The organism is Rathayibacter oskolensis, assembly GCF_900177245.1.
Classification (GTDB): Bacteria; Actinomycetota; Actinomycetes; order Actinomycetales; family Microbacteriaceae; genus Rathayibacter; species Rathayibacter oskolensis.
Window position 1 is genome coordinate 135835 of the sequence record NZ_FXBM01000001.1, and the last position, 19250, is coordinate 155084.

A 19250-nucleotide genomic window follows, 5' to 3' on the forward strand; every position below is an offset into this window, starting at 1 on the left:
GGTCGTGAAGGCGGAGCTGGGTGCTGCGGTGCTGCGGTGGGTCGGTGCTGCGGTGGGTCGGTGCTGTGGTGGGTCAGGCGGCGGCGGGGAGGGTGCGCCGGCGGCGGGTCGGGTCGGGAACGGGGGCGGAGGCGAGAAGGGAGCGCGTGTAGTCGTGCTGCGGGGAGTCGAAGACCGAGGCGGTCGGCCCCGTCTCGACGAAGACGCCGCGGTGCATGACCGCCACGTCGTCGGCGAGGGCGCGGACGACGGAGAGGTCGTGCGAGACGAAGAGGTAGGCGAGGCCGAGCTCCGACTGCAGCTCGGTGAGCAGAGCCATCACCTGGGCCTGGATCGACACGTCGAGGGCCGAGGTGGGCTCGTCGAGCACGAGCACGTCGGGCTTGAGCGCCAGGGCTCTGGCGATGCCGATCCGCTGGCGCTGTCCGCCCGAGAAGTCGGACGGGCGGCGGCCCGCCATCTCGCGGCTGAGGCCGACCTGGTCGAGCACCTCGGCCACGCGGGCCGCGGAGTAGACGCGGTTGATCCTGAGCGGCTCGGCCACGATCTCGTGCACCGTGAGCCGCGGGTCGAGGGAGGAGTACGGGTCCTGGAACACCGCCTGGATCGAGGAGCGCAGCGGCCTGCGAGCGCGGTCGCTCAGCTCGGAGACGACGGTCCCGCGGTAGCTGATCGAGCCCGACGTCGGCTTCTGCATGCCCAGGATCGTGCGGACGAGGGTCGACTTGCCGCAGCCCGACTCGCCGACCAGCCCGAGGGTCCGGCCGGCCTCGAGCCGGAACGAGACGCCGTCGACCGCGCGGAACGGCTCCGCCGAGCGGCCCCAGGCGCCGCGCTGCGGGAAGTGGACGCGCACCTCCGACACCTCGACGACGGCCTCGGCGTGCGGGTGGTCGACCCCGGTGACGACGGGGGCGACGGCCCGTGCCTCCGTGCCCGTGACAGGGAGGATGCTCGCGAGCAGTCGCTTCGTGTAGTCGTCCTGCGGGTCGCGGAAGATGTCGAGCGTCGTGCCGCTCTCGACGATGCGGCCCTGGTGCATGACGAGCACCCGGTCGGCGTTCTCGGCGACGAGCCCGAGGTCGTGGGTGACGAGGACGAGCGAGGATCGGAGGCGCTCGCGCACCTCCTGCAGCACGCCCATCACCTGGGCCTGCACGGTGACGTCGAGCGCGGTCGTCGGCTCGTCGGCGATGAGCATGCCCGGCTCGTGGGCGATGGCCATCGCGATCATGACGCGTTGGCGCTGCCCGCCCGAGAGCTCGTGCGGGTACGACCGCAGCCTCCGCTCGGGCTCGGGCAGGTGCACGAGATCGAGCAGCCGGAGCGACTTCGCGCGCACCTCGGCCTTCGAGAGGCCCTTCTCGTGCAGCGTGATCATCTCGGCGATCTGAGTGCCGATGCGCATCACCGGGTTCAGCGAGGTCATCGGGTCCTGGAAGATCATCGAGAGCGAGCCGCCGCGGATCGAGCGGAGCGCCGCCTCGTCGACCGAGCGCAGGTCGACTCCGCCGAGGAGGATCTCGCCACGGGTCACCCGCACCCCGCGGGGCAGGAGGCCCATCGTCGAGAGCATCGTCATCGACTTGCCCGAGCCGGACTCGCCGACGATCGCGACGACCTCTCCGGGCATGACGTCGAAGCCGATGCCGTCGACGAGGCGGACGGGTGCGTCCTTCGGGCCGGCCTCGATGACGAGGTCGCGGACGCTGAGGACCGGGACGGCTTCTTCGGGGGACATGCGCTACTCCGCCTTCTGCGACTGGACGCCGGTGAGGCGCTGGCTCATGAACTGGAGCCCGGCGACGAGCATGAACAGCATCACGCCGGGGAGGATCGTGATCATCGGGCTGTCGCGGAGGTAGGTCTGTCCCTCCTCGATCATCCCGCCCCAGCTGGGGGTGGGCGCCTGGATGCCGAGGCCCAGGAACGACAGCGCCGCCTCGAGCAGCACGATCACGCCGAGGTCGAAGGGCACCAGCACGGCGAGGGCGGGGACGACGTTCGGCACGAGGTGCTTGCGGAGGATCCAGCCGTGCGTCGCGCCGTGGGTCTTCGGCGCCCAGATGAACTCGCGCTCCCGGAGCGACCAGGCCGTCGCCCGGGCGACGCGAGCGTAGCCGACCCAGTTGGCGACTCCGATGACCACGATCAGGGTGATCACGCTCGGGCCGACCGCCGAGACGATCGCGATCAGCAGCAGCATGATCGGAATGGCGAGCTGGATGTCGGACAGCGCCGAGATGACGTTGTCGAGCCGGCCGCCGAAGTAGCCCGCGATGAGCCCGAGGGTGACGCCGATCAGCAGGTTCAGCGCGACGGCCGGCACCGCGATCGAGAGCGAGACGCGGCCCGCGACGGCGAGCCGCGAGAGCAGGTCGCGGCCGAGCGCGTCGGTGCCGAGCAGGTGCGCCGGGTCGGCGAACGGCAGGAGGAAGCGGGCGCGCAGATCCTGCGTGTCGGGGTCGAAGAAGGGCAGCACCGGCACGAGCACGATGGTCAGCACGACGATGACGACGAGCCCGGTGGCCACGTAGAAGGAGGCGCTCAGCGGCGTGCGCGACGAGCCCGGCTGCGGCCTGCGGAACAGCCAGCGCACCCGCTGGATCGCGAGGGTCTGGGTGGAGGTCGGCGCGGACGCGGGGGTCGGCACCAGGATCGGGTCGGGGCTCACTGCAGTCTCACTCTCGGGTCGAGTGCCGCGTAGACGAGGTCGACGAGGAAGTTGACGAGGACGAAGAACAGCGCGATGACGAGGATCGCCGACTGCACGACGGTGTAGTCGCGGTTCGAGATCGACTGCATCAGCAGCTGCCCGACTCCCGGCCAGTTGAAGACCAGCTCGACGACCACCGTGCCGCCCAGCAGGGCGCCCAGGTTCAGGCCGGCGACGGTGATCACGGGGAGGAGCGCGTTGGGCAGCATGTGGCGGAGGATGACGACGCTCCGACGCTGCCCCTTCGCGTAGGCGGTGCGGACGTAGTCCATCCGGTACTGCTCGGCGAAGCCGGTGTCGAGGAGGCGGATGTAGAGCGCGAGCTCGAGGGTCGCGATCGTCACCGCCGGCAGGATGATCGACAGCGGCGAGTTGTTGCCCAGCGCGGGCAGCACGCCCAGGCTCACGGCGAACACCATCACCAGCAGGATGCCGAACCAGAACGACGGGATCGCCTGGCGGGCGCTGGCGAACCAGAGCACCGCGTTGCGCAGCCGCGACGAGTCCGACAGCTGCAGGATCAGCACCACCACGAACGCGAGCGCGAGCCCGAGGACGAAGCTGGTGAGCGCGAGCTGGAGCGTGGCGGGCATCCGCTGCAGCACCAGCTCGAGCGAGGGCGTTCCCTGGCGGAGGGAGTCGCCGAAGTCGCCGGTGATCGCCCCCGCGAGGAAGCCGGTGTACTGGAACAGGAGCGGCTGGTCGAAGCCGAGGCTCGCCGAGAGGCGCGCGATGTCCTCCTGCGACGCCTCCGGCCCGAGGAGCAGGGCGGCGGGGTTGCCCGACAGGCGGACGAGGAAGAAGGCGACCGTCACGACTCCGAAGACCGTGACGAGGCCCTGGACGAGCCGGCGTGAGACGAAGCGGACCACTCGGGCTCCTTTCGCTGGGGGCGACGCTCGAGACGTGACCGGTGGGGAGGTGCTGCCTGATCAGTACAGGTACCTGATCAGTACAGGTGCCTGATCAGTACAGGTGCCTGATCAGTACAGGTGCCTGATCAGTACAGCGGGTGGGTATTTCGGCACCGCGTCGTCGCCGTCAACGTCTGATTGCGCATCGCGTCATCTGAACGGAAACAGATCCTGACCAGGGATTTCGATCGGAGGGGCCGTCAATTCGCCGGTGCCGTGTCCGTCGCGCGGTCGGCGGGAGCGGTGGTGAAGCGCATCGCCTCCACGTCCGGGTCCTCGGCCCAGAGCGCGACACGGTCGCCGCGGTAGTGGCCGTAGGCGAGGATCTGCGGCACGCCCGCCGCGTCGCGCACGAGCGTCTCGCGGGTCAGGATCGCGGCGCCCTCCTTGAGGCCCAGGATGCGCGCGGTGCGCTCGTCGGCGTTGACCGCCTCGACCGTCGCCTCCACCTGGTTGCCGGGCGCGGCGCGGACCGAGTCGATGAACACCCGGACCGAGTCGGCGAGCCCGAGCGGGTCGGGTCGGACGCCCGGGGGAGTCGCTCCCGCGAGGGGGTGGTAGCCGACGATGATCCCGGCGGGCACGCCCTCGATCGACACGAGCTGCTCGGCCAGCACCACCCGGTCGCCCTCGAGCTCGAGGCGCTCGCGGATGTGGCGGTGGGCGATCACCTCGCTGACGTCGGTGACCTCGCAGGTCATCTCGAGTCCGCCCGGGTGCTGGACCGACTCCGAGCCCATCACCCAGCCGCTCGTCGGGAGGAGCGAGAGCAGGGGAAGCTCCCAGATGCTGCCGACGACGTTGGTGCCGATGCGCTGCCGGCGACGGATCAGGCCCTCGGAGCCGAGCTGCTGCAGAGCGCTGCGGATGGAGTTGCGGCTCATCATCATCGACATGACGAGGTCGTGCTCCTCGACCAGGTCGGACTCGGTGATGAGGCCGCGGCGGATGCTCGCGCGCAGCAGGGCGTGCGCGCGGCGCGGACTGCTCTGGAGCAGTTCGCGGATGCGGCGCTGGCTTCCCTCGCGGGCGCGACCCAGTGCTTCGGCGAGCTCGAAATCGTCGTCCATCGCGTGCCTCCTCAGGGGGCCTCCGGCCCGAATACCCAACGTATGTGGGGTTTTGCACGGCCAGTCGCGCGTTGCGTTAACCCTGCGTTACAAGGGCCTGCGCGCCGCGGCGAGGAGGTCCTGCGTGGTCGGGTACGCCCAGCGGAGGTAGGCGACCGGGATGCGGCTGCGCTCGGCGACGAGCTCGTGGGTCGCCTCGCGCGCCTCCCCGCCGTCGAGCAGGTCGTCGACCGAGCGGGCGAGGGCCGCGAGCCGGTGGGACTCGCGCGCGGCCCGCCTGCGCTCGGTCTCGTCGGCGTCGAGGATCCGCCGCGAGCGGACCGGGCCGCGGCGGCCGCGGTGCACCGGCTCGGCGTCGCGCTCGCGCGACCAGGTGCGCGTCGCGGCGACGTCGCGCTGCAGCTGCTCGACCAGCGCCTCCGCTCCGCGGTAGCGGCGCTGCGGGCGGAGCTTCACGTGCAGCTCGACGCGGATCGCGTGGCCGTAGAGGTCGCCCGAGAAGTCGAGGAGGTGCGCCTCGAGGAGGCGCTCGCCGTCGCGGCCGTAGAAGCTCGCGCGGCGGCCGACCGAGACGGCGGCGAGGTGCGAGGAGCCGTCGGTCTCGTCGATGACGGTGCCGGCGTAGACGCCGTCGGTGATGCCTCCGTGCCGGCCGTCCCCGTCGTCGAGCGGCAGGTTCGCGGTCGGGAAGCCGAGGAGCCGGCCGCGCTGGTCGCCCGGGACGACCACTCCGGACACGACCGCCGTCTCCTCCGGTGCGTCGGTGCGGGTCTGGTGGGGCTCGGGGCTCATGGCGGTCTCCTCGGCTATGGTGTGCCGCCAGTCAACCCGTCCGGCGTTTCGGCCCGATGACCTGCCGCTTCCAGTCGTATTGCGCCGTTCCGGCCCGCGTCGATCCGCGCCGCGCGGGCGATTGCGCGCCCTCGCGGAGCGGCGCCCGGCGCTACGCCGCCAGGAAGCGGTCGGCGGTGCGCAGCGAGAGCGCCATCGTCGCGAGCGCCGGGTTGGCGATCACGGCGCTCGGGAAGACCGAGTTGTCGCAGACCCAGAGGTTCGGGATGTCGAAGCTGCGGCCGTCGGGGTCGATCACCGCGTCCCCCGGGTCGGTCCCCATCCGGCAGGTGCCGATCGTGTGCGCCGTGCGGGCGAGCACTCGCGTGCTCGTCGCGCCCGCCGCTTCGACGATCGCGGTCATCGTGCGGATCGCGTGCGCGTCGATCGCCTCCTCGTTGGCGCCGGCCGAGAACGAGATGCGCGCCTTCGGGACGCCGTGCTCGTCGAGCTCGTCGGTCAGCTCGAGGAGGTTGCCGTCGGCGGGCAGGCACTCGGCGTTGATGCCGACCCCGGCCAGGAACCGGTAGCCGTCGAGCGCGTCGACGAGGGCGCGCCCCCAGAGCCCGGCGCCGCGCGCCATCGAGGTGGCGAGGGTGAGCGGCATGACCCCGAGGCTCTGGATGAGGTAGCCCCCCGCGAAGTCGGCGTCGGCGGGCCGCACCGTGTCCTCGGTGATGACGGAGGAGGGGTAGCCGCGGTAGCCGCGCATCTCGGTCTCGAAGGTGCCCCAGACCTGGGTCGCCCCGTGCGCGAGGAAGTTGCGGCCCACCTGCCCGCTGCTGTTGGCGAGACCGGTGTGCAGGAGCAGGCGCGGAGTCTCGACTCCGCCCGCGCACAGGAACAGGGCCGAGCAGCGCTGACGCCGCTCGACTCCGTCGGCGGTGTAGACGACCGCGCTCACCCGCCCTGCCGCGTCGAGCTCGATCCCGTGCACGAACGACTCCGCGCGGATCTCGGCCCCCGCGCGCACCGCGAGCGGCAGATAGGTGTTCTCCATGCTCGCCTTGGCGCCGGTGCGGCAGCCCTGGTGGCACTGGCCGCAGTTGACGCAGGCAGGGCGGTCGCCGAACCCGCCCTGATGCCGACCCCCGCTGAGCACGGCGGCGGGCGCGTCGGTGGCCCGGATGCCGAGGGCCTCGCAGCCGCGGAGCATCATGTCGGCCGACGCGTTGCGCCCGACCGGCCCCTGGAGGTAGCGGCGGGAGGGGTCCCACGGGTAGTCGGCCGGCCCCGAGACGCCGATGGTCGCCTCCACCTGCTCGAGGTACGCGGTCAGCTCGGCGTGCGCGACCGGCCAGTCCCGGCCGACGCCCGACTCCGAGCGGAGGAGCAGATCGCGCGGATCGGGCCGCGGGGTGAACGCGCCCCAGTGCAGCGTCGAACCGCCCACTCCGCGACCGCTGTTGTTCGGGCCGAACGCGGTGGGGGTCTCGCCGCCGCTCAGGCGCTCCTGCATCCAGTTGATCTGCGCGGCCGCGTCCTCGTCGGCCGTGTAGTCGATCGGATCGAAGAACGGGCCGGCCTCGAGGGCGACGACGCGGAGGCCGCGTGCGGCGAGACTCGAGAGGAGGGGCGCGCCTCCCGCCCCCGTCCCGATGACGACGGCGTCGACGACCTCGTCGAGGGCGAAGCGGCGCATGCCGGTGGTGTTCATCGGTGACTCCTCGTGCTCGGCTCCCAGGGTTCCCGTTCGCCCGCGCCGAGCAGGCGGAAGCCGGGGATGAGCGCCGTGTCGCCGCCGGTCGCGTAGCCGTCGTAGCCGACGCGCGCCTGGATCGCGGGGTGGGCGAGCCACTGCCGCACGAGGTCGACGCGGCAGTCCTCGAACCAGGCGCTCAGCTGCTCGGGCGAGAGGCGCCCGGCCGGGCCGTCGGCCGGAGCCCCGTCGTCGGCCGGAGCCCGGCCGGCGGCCAGCGCCGTCAGCTCGGCGTCCTGCTCGTCGGCGGTGCGGGTCTCGAAGCCCGCGAGCCGGTCAAGGGCGAGAGCGTAGGCGACGGGGTCCGCGGGCAGCTCGGCGTTGCGCCAGCCGTCGCCGATCCCCTCGGCGAGCTGCGCGTCGACGCGGGCGGCCAGGTCGATCCGGGGGCCGTCCTGCGGCACGACCCGGTCGGCGATCGCGCGCAGGGTGCCCAGCTGCTCCGGGGTCAGCGCTCGGGGCGTGTAGCCGGGGTCGTCGGGGAGGGCGCGCTCCGACAGGATCGAGCGCACGCGCGTGCTGGTGCGGGCGGAGGCGATGGTGCTGGCCGCGTCGGCCGGGACGACCGGGGCGGTGCCGGCCTCCTCCTCCCAGAAGGCGCGGATCGCAGCGGCGATCTCGGCCGGGCGCTCGAACGGCAGCACGTGCCCGGCGCCGTCGAGGGTCAGCATGCGGGAGCGCGGGTAGAGCGGGCGGTTGGTGCGCTCCTGCCCGTCGGTGCCCAGGTCGCCGTCGGCCCCGCCCGCGACGACGAGCGCCGGGAGCGACGCGACGGCGGCCTCAGCGGTGCTGTCGATCCGGCTCCCGGTCTCGAGCCAGTCGCGCCAGGCGGTCGGGGAGGCGCGGAGCAGCTGCGCGACCGCCGTCCGCTGGAGCTCGTCCGGGAGATCGCCGCCGAGGTTCTGCTCCAGGTACTCGTGCGCCTGCTCCTCGGTGAGCGGGCCGTCGTCGACCCAGCCGAGCATGGTGCGCCGCTGCTCCTCGTCCATCGGCTCGGGCGAGAGCGGTGAGGCGGCCAGCAGCACGACCCCCGAGAGCCCGAAGAGACCGGCCCGGCCGGACATCGTCCGGGAGGCGACCAGCGACGCGACCTTGCCGCCCATGCTGTGGCCGGCGATCATCCAGCGGGTCGACCCGTGCGCGCGGATGCGGCGGACGACGAACGCGACCGTCTGCTCCAGCGAGTTCTCGGGGCTGTCGCGCTCGTCGCCGAAGCCGGGCAGATCGAGCGCCACCACCTCGACGACACCGTCGAGCTCCCGCATCAGCGGGTCGAAGAGCTGGCGGCCGAACCCGAGCCCGTGCAGGGCGAAGAGGGTCGGCCGGGCGGCCTCGGCGGCACTCGTGGGCATGCAGGCTCCTCGCTCGACAGGGTGATGCCTCGACCTCGGGGCGCGCTTCTCATGCGACCACAGCGCGAGCGCGCTGTCTCGGACTTGCGGGCCGCGAGTGCTCGTGCAAAGCGGGCCGAGACCGGGCTCGTGACCCGGCCGCTTCACGCCGGGGGATGCGCCGTCGCCGACACCACCCGCACCACGTCCGCGAGGATGTCCGCGAGCGGCGCCTCGGCCCCGCCCGCGAGCCACCACTCCAGCGTCATGTCGTAGACCGCGACCGCCAGCCGCCCGGCGACCTGCGCCTCGAGTGGCGGCAGACCCCGCCGCGCGAACGCCTCCGTGGCGACGTCGTGGATGATCGCGAGCTTGCGCAGCTCCCGCTCGCGGAGCGCCTCGTCGGTACGCACGATGCTCCAGCGCCGCAGCAGCTCGTCGCGGTACAGCTCGAGGCGGGGCAGCACCACTCTGCGCAGCCCGTCGTGGATGACCGCCATCGTCGGCAGCGACGGGTCGGCCTCGTCGACCACCCGGGCGACGACCGCCGGCAGCTCGTCCTCGCCCACGAAGAGCACCTCGCGCTTGTCGGCGTAGTGGCGGAAGAAGCTCCGCGTGGTCAGTCCCGCGCGCTCGGCGATCTGCGGAACGGTCGTCGCGGCGAAGCCCTGCTCGAGGAAGAGCTCGAGAGCGGCCTCGTGGAGCCTGCTCGCCGCATCCGGTGCCCATCGCGTCATGACACCCAGGGTACTTGACGACACGACGTGTCATCACCCATGCTCATGACACGGCGTGTCATCGGTCCGCCGGATCACGAAGGAGCAGCCATGACGAACCCCGCCCAGCACGAAGCCCCCGATTGGCACGAAGCGCTCTGGTTGAGAACCCGCTTCGGCTCCCTCGAGGTGGGCGAGGCCCCCGTTCCGGCTCCCGGGCCCTCGGAGGTGGTCGTCCGCGCTCGCGCCGTCGCCGTGAACCCGGTCGACGCCATGAACGGCATCGCCCGCCGCGTCGTCTACCCGTGGCTGAGCTACCCCGCCGTCCTCGGATCGGATGTCGCAGGTGAGGTCGTCGCGGTCGGCGACGGCGTCACGACCCTCGCCGTCGGCGACCGGGTCGCCGGCTTCGCCGTCGGGGCGGAGCGGAGTCGGGACTCGCCCGCCGAGGGCGCGTTCCAGAGCCACGTGACGCTGCTGGCGACGCTGTGCGCGCGGCTCCCCGACACGCTCTCGTTCGAGGACGCCTCCGTGCTTCCGCTCGCGCTCACGACGGCCGCGGCCGGTCTCTTCGAGGCCGATCAGCTCGGCCTCGAGCTCCCCGCCCTCGGGGGCCCCGCGCGCGGCACGACCGTGCTGGTGCTCGGAGCGGCGACGAGCGTGGGCATGAACGCCGTCCAGCTCGCGCGCAGCGCCGGCCATCGCGTCGTCGCCACGGCGTCGCTCGGCAACGCCGGCCTCCTCCGCGAACTCGGTGCCGAGTCCGTCGTCGACTACCACGACGCCGATGCGGTGGATCAGCTCGTGCGGATCCTCGACGGTCACGACCTCGTGGGCACCCTGGCGGTCGCCGGCGGATCGCTGCCGATCGCGCTCGCCCTCGACCGGGCCCGCGGAGTGGGCGGGAGGCGCCGCATCGCCTCCGCGCATCCGACTCCGGTGACCGCGCTGCGCGCCGCCCTCGCCCGACGCCGCGGAGTGCACGTGTCGGCGATCTGGGGCGGCAGCCCGAAGGACACCGCGGTCGGACCGGCCGTCTGGAACGACTACCTCCCGGCGGCGCTCGCCGACGGCCGGCACCGCGCCGCACCGGAGGCGAGGGTCGTCGGCCACGGGCTCGCCGCGATTCCCGAGGCGCTCGCCCGGCTGCGCGCGGGAGCCCGCGCCGAGAAGTTCGTCGTCACGCTCTGAGCCGAGGCGGGAGTCGTCCTGCGCCTGAACTCCCTCTCATAGAATCGACTCCAGCATCCGGATGAACGGACCGCCCTCGCGGGTCGTATCCCCTCCGAGGGACCGAGCGGCCCCGTCAGGAGGCGCCGATGGCATTCGCGGCAGTGACGCGACGATCGGAGGAGCCCGCGATGACGCAGTCCTCCTCCGATCGCGCTCCGGCAGCCGTCGCCCGGCTCCGCACGCGCGCCGGCGAACCGCCGGACTTCGATCTCGCGGCGGCCTTCGACGAGCACGGAGGCGCGCTGCTGGGGTTCGCGGTCAACGCGCTGCGCGATCGCTCGCTGGCCGAGGACTGCGTGCAGGAGACGTTCCTGCGCGCCTGGCGCTCCCGCGAGAGCTACTCGGCGCAGCGGGCGAGCCTGCGGACCTGGCTGTTCGCGATCGCGCGCAACGTCGTCATCGACGTGCACCGCTCGGTGCAGCGCCTGCCCCGACTGGTCGCGGGCGACGTGCTCGAGGACGTCCCCGGTGACGAGGCCGACCCGCTCGAGCCGCTGATGCTGGTCGAGGCGCTCGCCCGTCTCTCGGCGGAGCACCGCGCCGTCGTCGTCGCCATCCATGTGCGCGGTGAGAGCTACGCCGAGGTCTCGGAGGCGACAGGAGTGCCCGTCGCGACCCTGCGCACCCGAGCGTTCTACGCCCTCCGAGCGCTCCGCGAGCATCTCGCGGACACCGAGCCCACTGCCGAGGAGCGCCGGATGACCGAGGAGACACCATGACCGAGACGCCGGGCCGCCGCGAGGAGCTCATCGCCGCCGCCCTGGCGGGGGAGCTGTCCGACGTCGAAGCCGCCGAGCTCGACCGGCTGCGCGCGGCCGACCCGACGATCGACCGCGAGCTCGCCGCGTTCGGCGTCGTCCTCGCGGATCTCCGCGCGCTCGGCGACTGGGACGAGGCGGTGCCGAGCGAGCAGCTGCGCTCGCGGATCCTCGCCGTCGAGGAGGCGTCACCCGCCGCGTCCCGCACGCCGCGGCGCGGTCGCATCGCCCTCGCGGTCGGCGCCGCGGCGGCCGGCCTCGTGCTCGGCGCCGTCGCGGGCCCGGCCCTGTTCTCGCTCGGCGATCGTCCCGTCGAGGGCCCGGCCGGGACCCTCGGAGCGGTGGAGACGATCGCCTTCGACGACCGCGCCGCGGGGATCGAGCTCGACGGCTCGGTCGTCGCCCACACCTGGGGCACAGAGACGATCCTCGAGGGCACGGGCTTCACCGTCGGCGAGAGCTACTCGCTCGTCCTCGTCACCGACACGGGGGAGCGCCTCGCGTCGGGGTCGTTCCTCGGCAGCGCCGTCGCGATCGACTGCGAGATGAACGCCGCGGTCCTCCGCGCCTCCGTGACCGCCATCGAGATCACCGATGCCCGCGGCGGCGCCGTCGCGGTCGCCGAACTGCCGGCGGTCGCGAGCTGAGGCCTCCCTCCGCCTCGCCACGGGGCCTCAGCTCAGCGCGAGGGACACCGCCAGCACCACCATCACCACGGCGACGCCCGCGTCGAGCACCCGCCAGGCCGCGCGACTCCGGAACAGCGGGCGCAGCGCTCGGGCGCCGAACCCGAGCGCGGTGAACCAGAGCACGCTCCCGAGGGCGGCGCCCGCGCCGAACCACCAGCGCTCGTCGCCGTGGGTGTTCGCGACCGACCCGAGCAGCACGACCGTGTCGAGGTAGACGTGCGGGTTGAGGAGGGTCAGCGCGAGGCAGGTCCCGACGGCCGTGCGGAGCGTGGTCGAGGCGCCGGCCGGATCGCCGTCGAGGGTCCCCGGTCGCAGGGCGCGCCGGGCCGCGAGCACCGCGTAGGCCAGGAGGAACACGATGCCGCCCCACCGGATGACCACGAGCAGCCACGGGGCCGACTCGAGGACGGCCCCGATCCCGGCGATGCCGAGGACGATCAGCGCCGCGTCGGCGAGCGCGCAGATCGCGACGACCGCGAGCACGTGCTCGCGGCGAAGACCCTGCCGGAGCACGAAGGCGTTCTGGGCTCCGATGGCGATGATGAGCGAGAGGCCGAACCCGAGCCCGGAGGCGGCGGCGAGGAGGAAGGACACGACCCGACGCTACGACGGGCCATCTCTGTAGACCAGCTCATGCTCCTTCAGTACCGTAAGCAGAACTGATGCAGACCGACGATCTCGACCTCTCCCGCCTCCGCGCCCTCGCTGCCGCCGTCCGGCACGGCTCCTTCGACGCGGCCGCTCGCGCGCTGCGGATCACCCCCTCGGCGCTGAGCCAGCGGATCAAGGCGCTCGAGTCCGCCGCCGGCCGAGTGCTGCTGGTGCGCTCGCGGCCGGTCGTCGCGACGGAGGCGGGCGCCGGACTCCTCCGCCTCGCCCGCCAGATCGAGCTGCTGGCCGACGAGGCCGTGCGCGCCCTCGGCGACGACGGCGACTCCGCCGGCCCGGTCGTCGTGCCGCTGGCCGTCAACGCGGACTCGCTCGCGACCTGGGTCCTGCCCGCGCTCGCCGCGGTCCCCGACGTCGTCTTCGAGCTGCACCGGGAGGATCAGGAGCACACCACCGCGTTCCTCCGCGACGGCACGGTGCTCGCGGCCGTCACGGCCGAGGCGGAGGCGGTGCTGGGCTGCACCGTCGCCCCCCTCGGCGTCATGCGGTACCGCGCGATGGCGGCGCCGGCCTTCGCCGACCGGTGGTTCCCCTCCGGAGATCTCGCGGCGCTCGCCACGGCGCCGGCGGTGGTCTTCGACGAGAAGGACCGGCTGCAGGAGCGGTTCCTCGCGGCGCAGGGCGTCGACGGCCGTCCGCCGCAGCACCGCGTGCCGGGGTCGACCGACTTCGAGGCGGCGGTGCGACTCGGGCTCGGCTGGGGCATGCTGCCGGAGCTCCAGTCGCCCGTCGGGGCACCGGGACTCGTCCCGCTCGGCGGCGGCCCCGTCGACGTCCCCCTCTTCTGGCAGCAGTGGGCGCTGCGGACGCCGAGCCTCGAGGCGGTGGCCGCCGCGATCGCCCAGGGCGCCCGCGTGAGCCTCCTTGCGGCGGGCCCGCCGCTCGCCTAAGCTACTCAGGTTGCGTGCATCTGCATGCGCTCGCGTGCTGCCCTCCGGGCGCGCGCCGACAAGTGACCTTGGGTGGGTCGGGCGAGGCCTCGTGCCGCGCGTGGCCCACGGTAACCACATATGGAGGAAACTATGGCAGCAGTCTGCCAGGTGACCGGAGCCGTCCCCGGCTTCGGACACGCCATCTCGCACTCGCACCGGCGCACCAAGCGCCGCTTCGACCCGAACGTGCAGAAGAAGACGTACTACGTCCCCTCGCTCCGCCGTAACGTCACCCTGACGCTGTCGGCCAAGGGCATCAAGGTCATCGACGCCCGTGGCATCGAGTCCGTCGTCAAGGACATTCTCGCTCGTGGGGTGAAGATCTAATGGCAAAGCAGCAGGACGTCCGTCCCATCATCAAGCTCCGTTCGACGGCAGGAACCGGTTACACCTACGTGACCAAGAAGAACCGTCGCAACGACCCCGACCGTCTCGTGCTCAAGAAGTACGACCCCGTAGTGCGCAAGCACGTCGACTTCCGCGAGGAGCGCTAAGTATGGCTAAGAAGAGCAAGATCGCCCGCAACGAGCAGCGAAAGATCGTCGTCGACCGCTACGCGGCCAAGCGCCTAGAGCTGAAGAAGGCCCTCGTCGACCCGGCCGGGACCGACGAGAGCCGCGAGGAGGCCCGCGTCGGCCTCCAGAAGCTCCCCCGCAACGCGTCGCCCGTCCGCGTCCGCTCGCGCGACGCCGTCGACGGCCGCCCCCGCGGCAACCTCTCGAAGTTCGGCATCTCGCGTGTCCGCTTCCGCGACATGGCCCACCGCGGCGAACTGCCCGGCATCACCAAGTCGAGCTGGTAGAGACCGGCGCAACGCGCCGGTTTCTCCCAGCGTGCTAGCTGCGTGAACGACCGAAGGCCCCGGATCCTGCGATCCGGGGCCTTCGGCGTTCCCGTGCGAGGGGCGTCCCCGCCGCCCCTCGCCGCAGTCGGCTCGCCGAGGTGGCCGGGTCCCGCAGAGCGTCCTGCGTCCGCTGCGCGAAATCGCTTGGCACGCGATTTCGCGATGCGCTCGCACGTCCGGCTTGCTGTCCACCTCTTCTCAGGCTGTCCCTCTCTTCTCAGGGCGATCCGGCGCACGTGGCTCCCTCGGCTCGGCGAAGGCGGCCGTTCGTGACGGATCGGCGGGGGAGGCCCGTCTCGCTCGTCCAGGAGCCGCGCTGGGGCGGGTGGGGCCCGGTGGCCCGGGGCGGCGGGTCGGTCGCCCCTCCTAACATGGAGGCATGACCGACACCAGCCTTCCGAGCGTCGCCGAGGTCGCGGCGCTCATCGACCACGCGATCCTCAAGCCCGAGCTGACCCGCGCCGAGGTCGACGCCCAGCTCGACGAGGCCCGCGTGTCGGGGGTCTTCAGCGTCTGCGTGCGCCCCTCCGACATCGTGCACTCGGTCGCCCGCCTCGAGGGCTCCGGCGTCCTCGTCGGCACCGTCATCGGGTTCCCGCACGGCACCACCTCGACCGCCGCGAAGGTCGCCGAGGCACGCCAGGCGCTGTCCGACGGCGCGGCCGAGCTCGACATGGTCGTCAACATCGGCCGCCTGCGCAGCGGACTCCTCGCCGACGTCGAGGACGACATCCGCGCGGTCGTCGAGGCCGCCCCCGGCCACGTCGTCAAGGTGATCCTCGAGACGAGCTACCTCGACGACGAGCAGATCGTCGCCGGCAGCGAGGCGTCCGAGCGAGCGGGCGCCGACTTCGTCAAGACCGCGACGGGCTTCGGAGGCGGCGGCGCGAACGAGCACGACCTGCGGCTGATGCGCGGGGCCGTCTCGGACGCCGTCCAGGTGAAGGCGTCCGGAGGCGTCCGCGACCTCGACACGCTCCTCGCCTACCGCGCGCTCGGCGTGACGCGCTTCGGCACGAGCGGTTCGGCCACGATCCTGGGCGACCTCGCGGCCCGCCTCGCCGGCGACTCCTCCGCCGCCCGCGTCGACTCCGGCTCCTACTGACGTGACGGGAGAATCGGCGGCTCCCGGTGACGCACGCACCGGCTTCCGTGGCGGCTCGCGCCGCCGCGGGCGGGGCCACGGCGCTCCGCTCGACCAGATCGCGCGAGCGCTCAAGGAGCGGGTGTACGCCGCCTTCACCGGACTCGCCGTCGTCATGATCTACGCCGTCGACGACCATCCCGACGCCGGGCACGCGCTCAACAGCCTGATCGTCTCGATCATCGGCATCTCGGCCGCGGGCTTCGTGGCCGAGATCATCGCCCATCAGGTCGCGCACGCCGCCCTCCCCTCCGGCGCCGAGGTCCGGACGATGCTGCAGATCGCCGCCGGGGCGCTGGCCTCGGCGTCCTTCCCCGTCCTCGCGCTGCTCGCGGCCGTCCTCGGCTGGCTCGAACCGCTGGCGGCGCTGCGCATCGCCGTCGGCGTCTACGTCGTCACCCTGGCCGGCATCGCCCTGATCGCGGTCGCGCGCGCCGGGCTCAGCTGGCGGCAGAGCCTGGTCTCGCTGGCGGGCATCGTCGGACTCGGCGCCGTCGTCGTCGCGGTGCTGGCCCTCGCGCACTGACCCGAGCGTAGGCTCGGGGCTCATGTCACGCACCCGGGTCGATCTCGGGCGCCGGGAGGATCTCGGCGCCGACTGCTCCCGCTGCTTCGCCCTGTGCTGCGTCGCGCTCGCGTTCTCGCGCTCGGCCGACTTCCCGCTCGACAAGGCCGCCGGCGACCCCTGCGTGAACCTCGACGATGACGACTCCTGCTCCGTCCACCGCACCCTCCGGCCGCGCGGCTTCGTGGGCTGCACCGTCTTCGACTGCTTCGGCGCGGGCCAGAAGGTCTCGATGCAGACGTTCGGAGGCGTCTCGTGGCGCGGTGACGAGGAGGTCCGGCGCCGGATGTTCGCGGTGTTCCCCCTGATGCGGCGACTGCACGAGCTGCTCTGGTACCTCGAGTCGGCGCTGGCTCTGCCGGGCGGCGATGCGGCGGCCCGCGCGAGTCTGCGCGACCGGTTCGACGCCGTGCACGCGCTCACGCTCGGGCGGGCGGAGGACGTCCTCGCGCTCGACGTCGACGCCGAGTTCGCGGCGTCGCGCCCCGTCCTGATCACCGCGAGTGCTGCAGCGCGGGCGGGGCGCGGCGGAGCGAGGGGGACGGGTCGGCCGTCGGGGCGCCTCCGCCGCGGCGCCGAGCTGGTCCCGGGCGCCGACCTGGCCGGGGCCTCCCTCGCCGGCGCCGATCTGCGCGGCGTCGACCTGCGGGGCGCTCTGCTGCTCGCCGCCGACCTGCGCGGGGCGGATCTGCGCGCCTGCGACGTGCTCGGGGCCGACCTGCGCGACGCGGACGTCTCGGGGGCCGACCTCTCGGAGGCGATCTACCTGACCCAGTCGCAGGTCTCGAGCATGCGGGGCGATGCGGCGACGGTGCTGCCTCCGGACTTCACGAGGCCGTCGCACTGGTTGCTCGAGCCCTGGTCGGTCAGTCGGCCCGCGCGCCCTCGTCGACTTCCTCGCCGGTGATCCCCTCGATCACGGAGCGCTCGAGCAGGTGCGCCCCGCTCCAGGCCTCGATCACGCAGCGGGGGAAGGCCTCCCGGTCGGGGTCGCGCAGCCACGTTGCTGCGGCCTCCCTGGCCCAGGCCTCGGAGGCGTAGACGCCGATGATCTCGGTGCGGTCGTCCCACGGGGTGGCCGTCAGGAGCACGTAGTGGTCTCCGTTCACCGGTGGTCCTCCCCGTCAGTGCCGGTCGACACGCGACCTGGCCACCCACGGCTGTCCCTCATCGGTGGGTCAGCCCAGACTACTGCGCGACGAGGGTCGGAGGGGTCAGCCGATCGAGTCACGGAGTCGCCCGTTCAGAGCGCCGATCGCGGCGGCGATCTCGTCCGCGTCCGAGCCGAGGAGGACGGTGCCGCCCAGCTCGAGGCCGTGCCGCAGCACGTCCACCTCGGAGTCGGCGAGGCGCCCCGCAGCGACCAGTGCCTCGAGGGCGGCGAGGATGGCGACGAGAGCGACGGCATCGTCGACCTGCAGGGGTCGGGCGCTGTCCTGCTGCACGACGCACCTCCTGTTCGGATTCGGGATCGGGCGGGACAGGGATCCGGGTCCGGGGATCGCGCGCTCTCGATCTTGGCGCACGGACGACGCCTCGCGGCCCTCCGACCGCGAGGCGTCGTACGTATGGACTACTTCTGGGGGTCAGGCGACCCGCGGCTGGGCCTCCGGAGCGTCGGCCTCGGGGATGAACACGTCCTGAACGGTCACGTTGATCTCTGCGACCTCCATCCCGACGATCTGCTGGATCGCGCCGGCGACGGCCGAGCGCACTCCCTCGGCGACGTCCTGGAGGGGCGCGGGGTACTCGGCGACGATGACCACGTCGGCGGCGACCTGGCGCTCGCCGACCTCGACCTTCACGCCCTGGCCGCGGTCGTCCGTCCCGATCGCGCTGCGCAGCGCGCCGATCGCGCGGGCGGCTCCGCCACCGAGGGCGTGCACACCGGGGACCTCGCGGGCGGCGATGCCGGCGACCTTCGCGATGACGCCGTCGTCGATGACGGTGCGTCCGGCTCCGGAAGCGCCGGCTCCGGAAGCGCCGCTGGTGGTGGTGGTGATGCTCTCGGCCATGGTCTCCTCTTTCGCTCGCTCCCCGATCACTCCGATCGGGCGGTTCTGCGGGTAGGACGCGCGCCGGCGCTCGATCGTCACGCCGAGTCCCACAGCGTCCAGGGAACTGCCAGGAGGCGCCTCGTCAGCGGGAGGTGGCGTGGGCGAGGAAGGCGAGCGTGCGGTCGAGGGCGGCCCGGGCGTCGGGGAGGTCGAGGTGGAACTGGTACTCGTGTCCGAGCTGCGCCTCGTGGCCCTCGCCCCAGAAGAGCTCGGTGACGGGGACGCCGAGCGAGCGCAGATGGGCCGCGAACGGGCGGGACTGGCCGGCCGTGAGGGCGTCGGCGTTGCCTCCGCTGATGAACACCGGAGGGAAGCGCGGTGTCACGTGGTCGATGGTCGACATCTGCGCGGCCGCCGTCGACTCCGGCCAGTTCCTCTGCCCGGTGTAGGAGCGCAGCGCCGAGCGGAGGCCCCAGCCGGCGACTCCGGTGGCCGTCGCCAGCGCCGGCAGGTCGAAGACGCCGCAGTGCAGCACCACCGCGCGGACGGCGTCGACCGGGAGCGTCGTGGTCAGCCCCGCGTCGCGCGCGTAGGAGGGGTTCGTGATCGCGGTGGCCAGCTGGCTGGCCAGCTGCGCGCCCGCGGAGTCGCCGGCCAGCACGATGCGGTCGCGGGCGATCCCGAGTCGGCCGGCGTTGCGCCGCAGGTGCTCGAGCGCGGCGAGGAGCTGCCGTGGCGCGGTCGGGTACACCGATTCGGGCCCGCGCCCGTAGTCGAGGCCGACGGCCGTGTAGCCGGCGCCGGCGAGCAGGCGGAGGTAGGGCTCGACATCGCGGCGGTGGCCGGAGACCCAGCCGCCGCCGTGGATCCAGACCACGGTCGCGCGGGCACCCGCTCCCGGTGAGCGGAACACGTCCGCGGTCGTCGCGGGTGCTCCCGCCCGGGCGGGGATCGGCTCCGCGACCCGGGTCACGCCCTCGGGCACCCTCGGGCGCATCGCCGCGGCGGTGCGCCGCGCCTCCCGCTCGAAGACCGCCCTGATCGCGAGTGCCGCCACACGTCCCATGCCCGTGCCCCTCCCCGCGATGAGCCCCCCGGCCGCGTCCCGCCACCCAGGAGGCTACGCATCCCATGTTTCGGCC

23 protein-coding genes are annotated in these 19250 nt (G+C 73.1%); 10 read left to right on the top strand and 13 right to left on the bottom strand.

Annotated elements, in window-relative coordinates:
- Nucleotides 1–73 precede the first annotated feature (73 nt).
- The 8 genes from B9Y99_RS00675 to B9Y99_RS00710 form a co-directional block, all read right to left on the bottom strand.
- Nucleotides 74–1741, bottom strand: a complete 1668-nt coding sequence (locus tag B9Y99_RS00675; RefSeq protein ID WP_085474698.1) for an ABC transporter ATP-binding protein — start codon at nucleotides 1739–1741, stop codon at nucleotides 74–76.
- 3 nt (nucleotides 1742–1744) lie between these two features.
- Nucleotides 1745–2674: an ABC transporter permease gene (locus B9Y99_RS00680; RefSeq protein ID WP_085474699.1), complete on the bottom strand. Its 930-nt coding sequence runs from the start codon at nucleotides 2672–2674 to the stop codon at nucleotides 1745–1747.
- Nucleotides 2671–3588: an ABC transporter permease gene (locus tag B9Y99_RS00685; RefSeq protein ID WP_085474700.1), complete on the bottom strand. Its 918-nt coding sequence runs from the start codon at nucleotides 3586–3588 to the stop codon at nucleotides 2671–2673. Before B9Y99_RS00685 ends, B9Y99_RS00680 begins: the two co-directional genes overlap by 4 nt.
- Nucleotides 3589–3830: 242 nt before the next feature.
- The gene (locus B9Y99_RS00690) at nucleotides 3831–4700 is read right to left on the bottom strand and encodes a GntR family transcriptional regulator (RefSeq protein WP_085474701.1); all 870 of its coding nucleotides are present in this window, start codon (nucleotides 4698–4700) and stop codon (nucleotides 3831–3833) included.
- Nucleotides 4701–4787: 87 nt separating this feature from the next.
- A complete protein-coding gene (locus B9Y99_RS00695; protein WP_085474702.1) occupies nucleotides 4788–5492 on the bottom strand; it encodes a riboflavin kinase in 705 nt (234 codons plus the stop codon).
- 151 nt (nucleotides 5493–5643) lie between these two features.
- Nucleotides 5644–7188 (bottom strand): GMC family oxidoreductase, encoded by a 1545-nt coding sequence (locus B9Y99_RS00700; protein WP_085474703.1) that lies wholly within the window; start codon nucleotides 7186–7188, stop codon nucleotides 5644–5646.
- Nucleotides 7185–8582, bottom strand: a complete 1398-nt coding sequence (locus B9Y99_RS00705; RefSeq protein ID WP_085474704.1) for an alpha/beta hydrolase — start codon at nucleotides 8580–8582, stop codon at nucleotides 7185–7187. The genes B9Y99_RS00700 and B9Y99_RS00705 overlap by 4 nt, the downstream gene beginning before the upstream one ends.
- Before the next feature lie 143 nt (nucleotides 8583–8725).
- Nucleotides 8726–9298, bottom strand: a complete 573-nt coding sequence (locus B9Y99_RS00710) for a TetR/AcrR family transcriptional regulator (RefSeq protein ID WP_085474705.1) — start codon at nucleotides 9296–9298, stop codon at nucleotides 8726–8728.
- Between the two features lie 90 nt (nucleotides 9299–9388).
- Here B9Y99_RS00710 and B9Y99_RS00715 point away from each other — a divergent pair, with 90 nt between their 5' ends.
- The 3 genes from B9Y99_RS00715 (at nucleotide 9389) to B9Y99_RS00725 (ending at nucleotide 11915) form a co-directional block, all read left to right on the top strand.
- Complete coding sequence (locus tag B9Y99_RS00715) at nucleotides 9389–10468, top strand: zinc-binding alcohol dehydrogenase family protein (RefSeq protein ID WP_085474706.1); 1080 nt, start codon at nucleotides 9389–9391, stop codon at nucleotides 10466–10468.
- A 170-nt stretch (nucleotides 10469–10638) separates the two neighbouring features.
- Nucleotides 10639–11229 carry a sigma-70 family RNA polymerase sigma factor gene (locus tag B9Y99_RS00720; protein ID WP_085474707.1) on the top strand — a complete coding sequence of 197 codons (591 nt, stop codon included), beginning with the start codon at nucleotides 10639–10641 and terminating at the stop codon, nucleotides 11227–11229.
- Entirely contained in the window at nucleotides 11226–11915 is a 690-nt protein-coding gene (locus tag B9Y99_RS00725; protein WP_085474708.1) for a hypothetical protein, read from the top strand. Before B9Y99_RS00720 ends, B9Y99_RS00725 begins: the two co-directional genes overlap by 4 nt.
- A gap of 27 nt (nucleotides 11916–11942) precedes the next feature.
- Here B9Y99_RS00725 and B9Y99_RS00730 read toward each other — a convergent pair whose 3' ends face one another.
- Nucleotides 11943–12551, bottom strand: a complete 609-nt coding sequence (locus B9Y99_RS00730) for a LysE/ArgO family amino acid transporter (protein WP_085474709.1) — start codon at nucleotides 12549–12551, stop codon at nucleotides 11943–11945.
- Between the two features lie 68 nt (nucleotides 12552–12619).
- Between B9Y99_RS00730 and B9Y99_RS00735 the strand changes: the two genes are divergently transcribed.
- From B9Y99_RS00735 to B9Y99_RS00765, 7 genes are all read left to right on the top strand, one after another.
- Nucleotides 12620–13516, top strand: a complete 897-nt coding sequence (locus tag B9Y99_RS00735) for an ArgP/LysG family DNA-binding transcriptional regulator (RefSeq protein ID WP_085474710.1) — start codon at nucleotides 12620–12622, stop codon at nucleotides 13514–13516.
- 132 nt (nucleotides 13517–13648) lie between these two features.
- Nucleotides 13649–13885, top strand: a complete 237-nt coding sequence (rpmB, locus tag B9Y99_RS00740) for a 50S ribosomal protein L28 (RefSeq protein ID WP_055786157.1) — start codon at nucleotides 13649–13651, stop codon at nucleotides 13883–13885.
- Nucleotides 13885–14052: a 50S ribosomal protein L33 gene (rpmG, locus tag B9Y99_RS00745; protein WP_027692168.1), complete on the top strand. Its 168-nt coding sequence runs from the start codon at nucleotides 13885–13887 to the stop codon at nucleotides 14050–14052. The genes rpmB and rpmG overlap by 1 nt, the downstream gene beginning before the upstream one ends.
- A gap of 2 nt (nucleotides 14053–14054) precedes the next feature.
- Nucleotides 14055–14360: a 30S ribosomal protein S14 gene (gene rpsN / locus B9Y99_RS00750; protein WP_056038146.1), complete on the top strand. Its 306-nt coding sequence runs from the start codon at nucleotides 14055–14057 to the stop codon at nucleotides 14358–14360.
- 421 nt (nucleotides 14361–14781) lie between these two features.
- The gene (gene deoC, locus B9Y99_RS00755) at nucleotides 14782–15507 is read left to right on the top strand and encodes a deoxyribose-phosphate aldolase (protein ID WP_085474711.1); all 726 of its coding nucleotides are present in this window, start codon (nucleotides 14782–14784) and stop codon (nucleotides 15505–15507) included.
- 1 nt (nucleotide 15508) lies between these two features.
- The gene (locus B9Y99_RS00760) at nucleotides 15509–16072 is read left to right on the top strand and encodes a hypothetical protein (RefSeq protein ID WP_085474712.1); all 564 of its coding nucleotides are present in this window, start codon (nucleotides 15509–15511) and stop codon (nucleotides 16070–16072) included.
- 22 nt (nucleotides 16073–16094) lie between these two features.
- On the top strand, nucleotides 16095–17018 hold the full coding sequence (locus B9Y99_RS00765; RefSeq protein WP_085474713.1) for a pentapeptide repeat-containing protein: 924 nt from the start codon (nucleotides 16095–16097) through the stop codon (nucleotides 17016–17018).
- Here the strand turns inward: B9Y99_RS00765 and B9Y99_RS00770 are convergent.
- From B9Y99_RS00770 to B9Y99_RS00785, 4 genes are all read right to left on the bottom strand, one after another.
- Nucleotides 16978–17220, bottom strand: a complete 243-nt coding sequence (locus B9Y99_RS00770; protein ID WP_085474714.1) for a hypothetical protein — start codon at nucleotides 17218–17220, stop codon at nucleotides 16978–16980. The two genes, B9Y99_RS00765 and B9Y99_RS00770, sit on opposite strands and share 41 nt — an antisense overlap.
- Before the next feature lie 105 nt (nucleotides 17221–17325).
- A complete protein-coding gene (locus B9Y99_RS00775; RefSeq protein WP_085474715.1) occupies nucleotides 17326–17556 on the bottom strand; it encodes a hypothetical protein in 231 nt (76 codons plus the stop codon).
- A gap of 141 nt (nucleotides 17557–17697) precedes the next feature.
- Complete coding sequence (locus tag B9Y99_RS00780) at nucleotides 17698–18126, bottom strand: Asp23/Gls24 family envelope stress response protein (protein ID WP_085476171.1); 429 nt, start codon at nucleotides 18124–18126, stop codon at nucleotides 17698–17700.
- Nucleotides 18127–18250: 124 nt separating this feature from the next.
- The gene (locus B9Y99_RS00785) at nucleotides 18251–19174 is read right to left on the bottom strand and encodes an alpha/beta hydrolase (RefSeq protein WP_085474716.1); all 924 of its coding nucleotides are present in this window, start codon (nucleotides 19172–19174) and stop codon (nucleotides 18251–18253) included.
- Nucleotides 19175–19250: the final 76 nt, after the last annotated feature.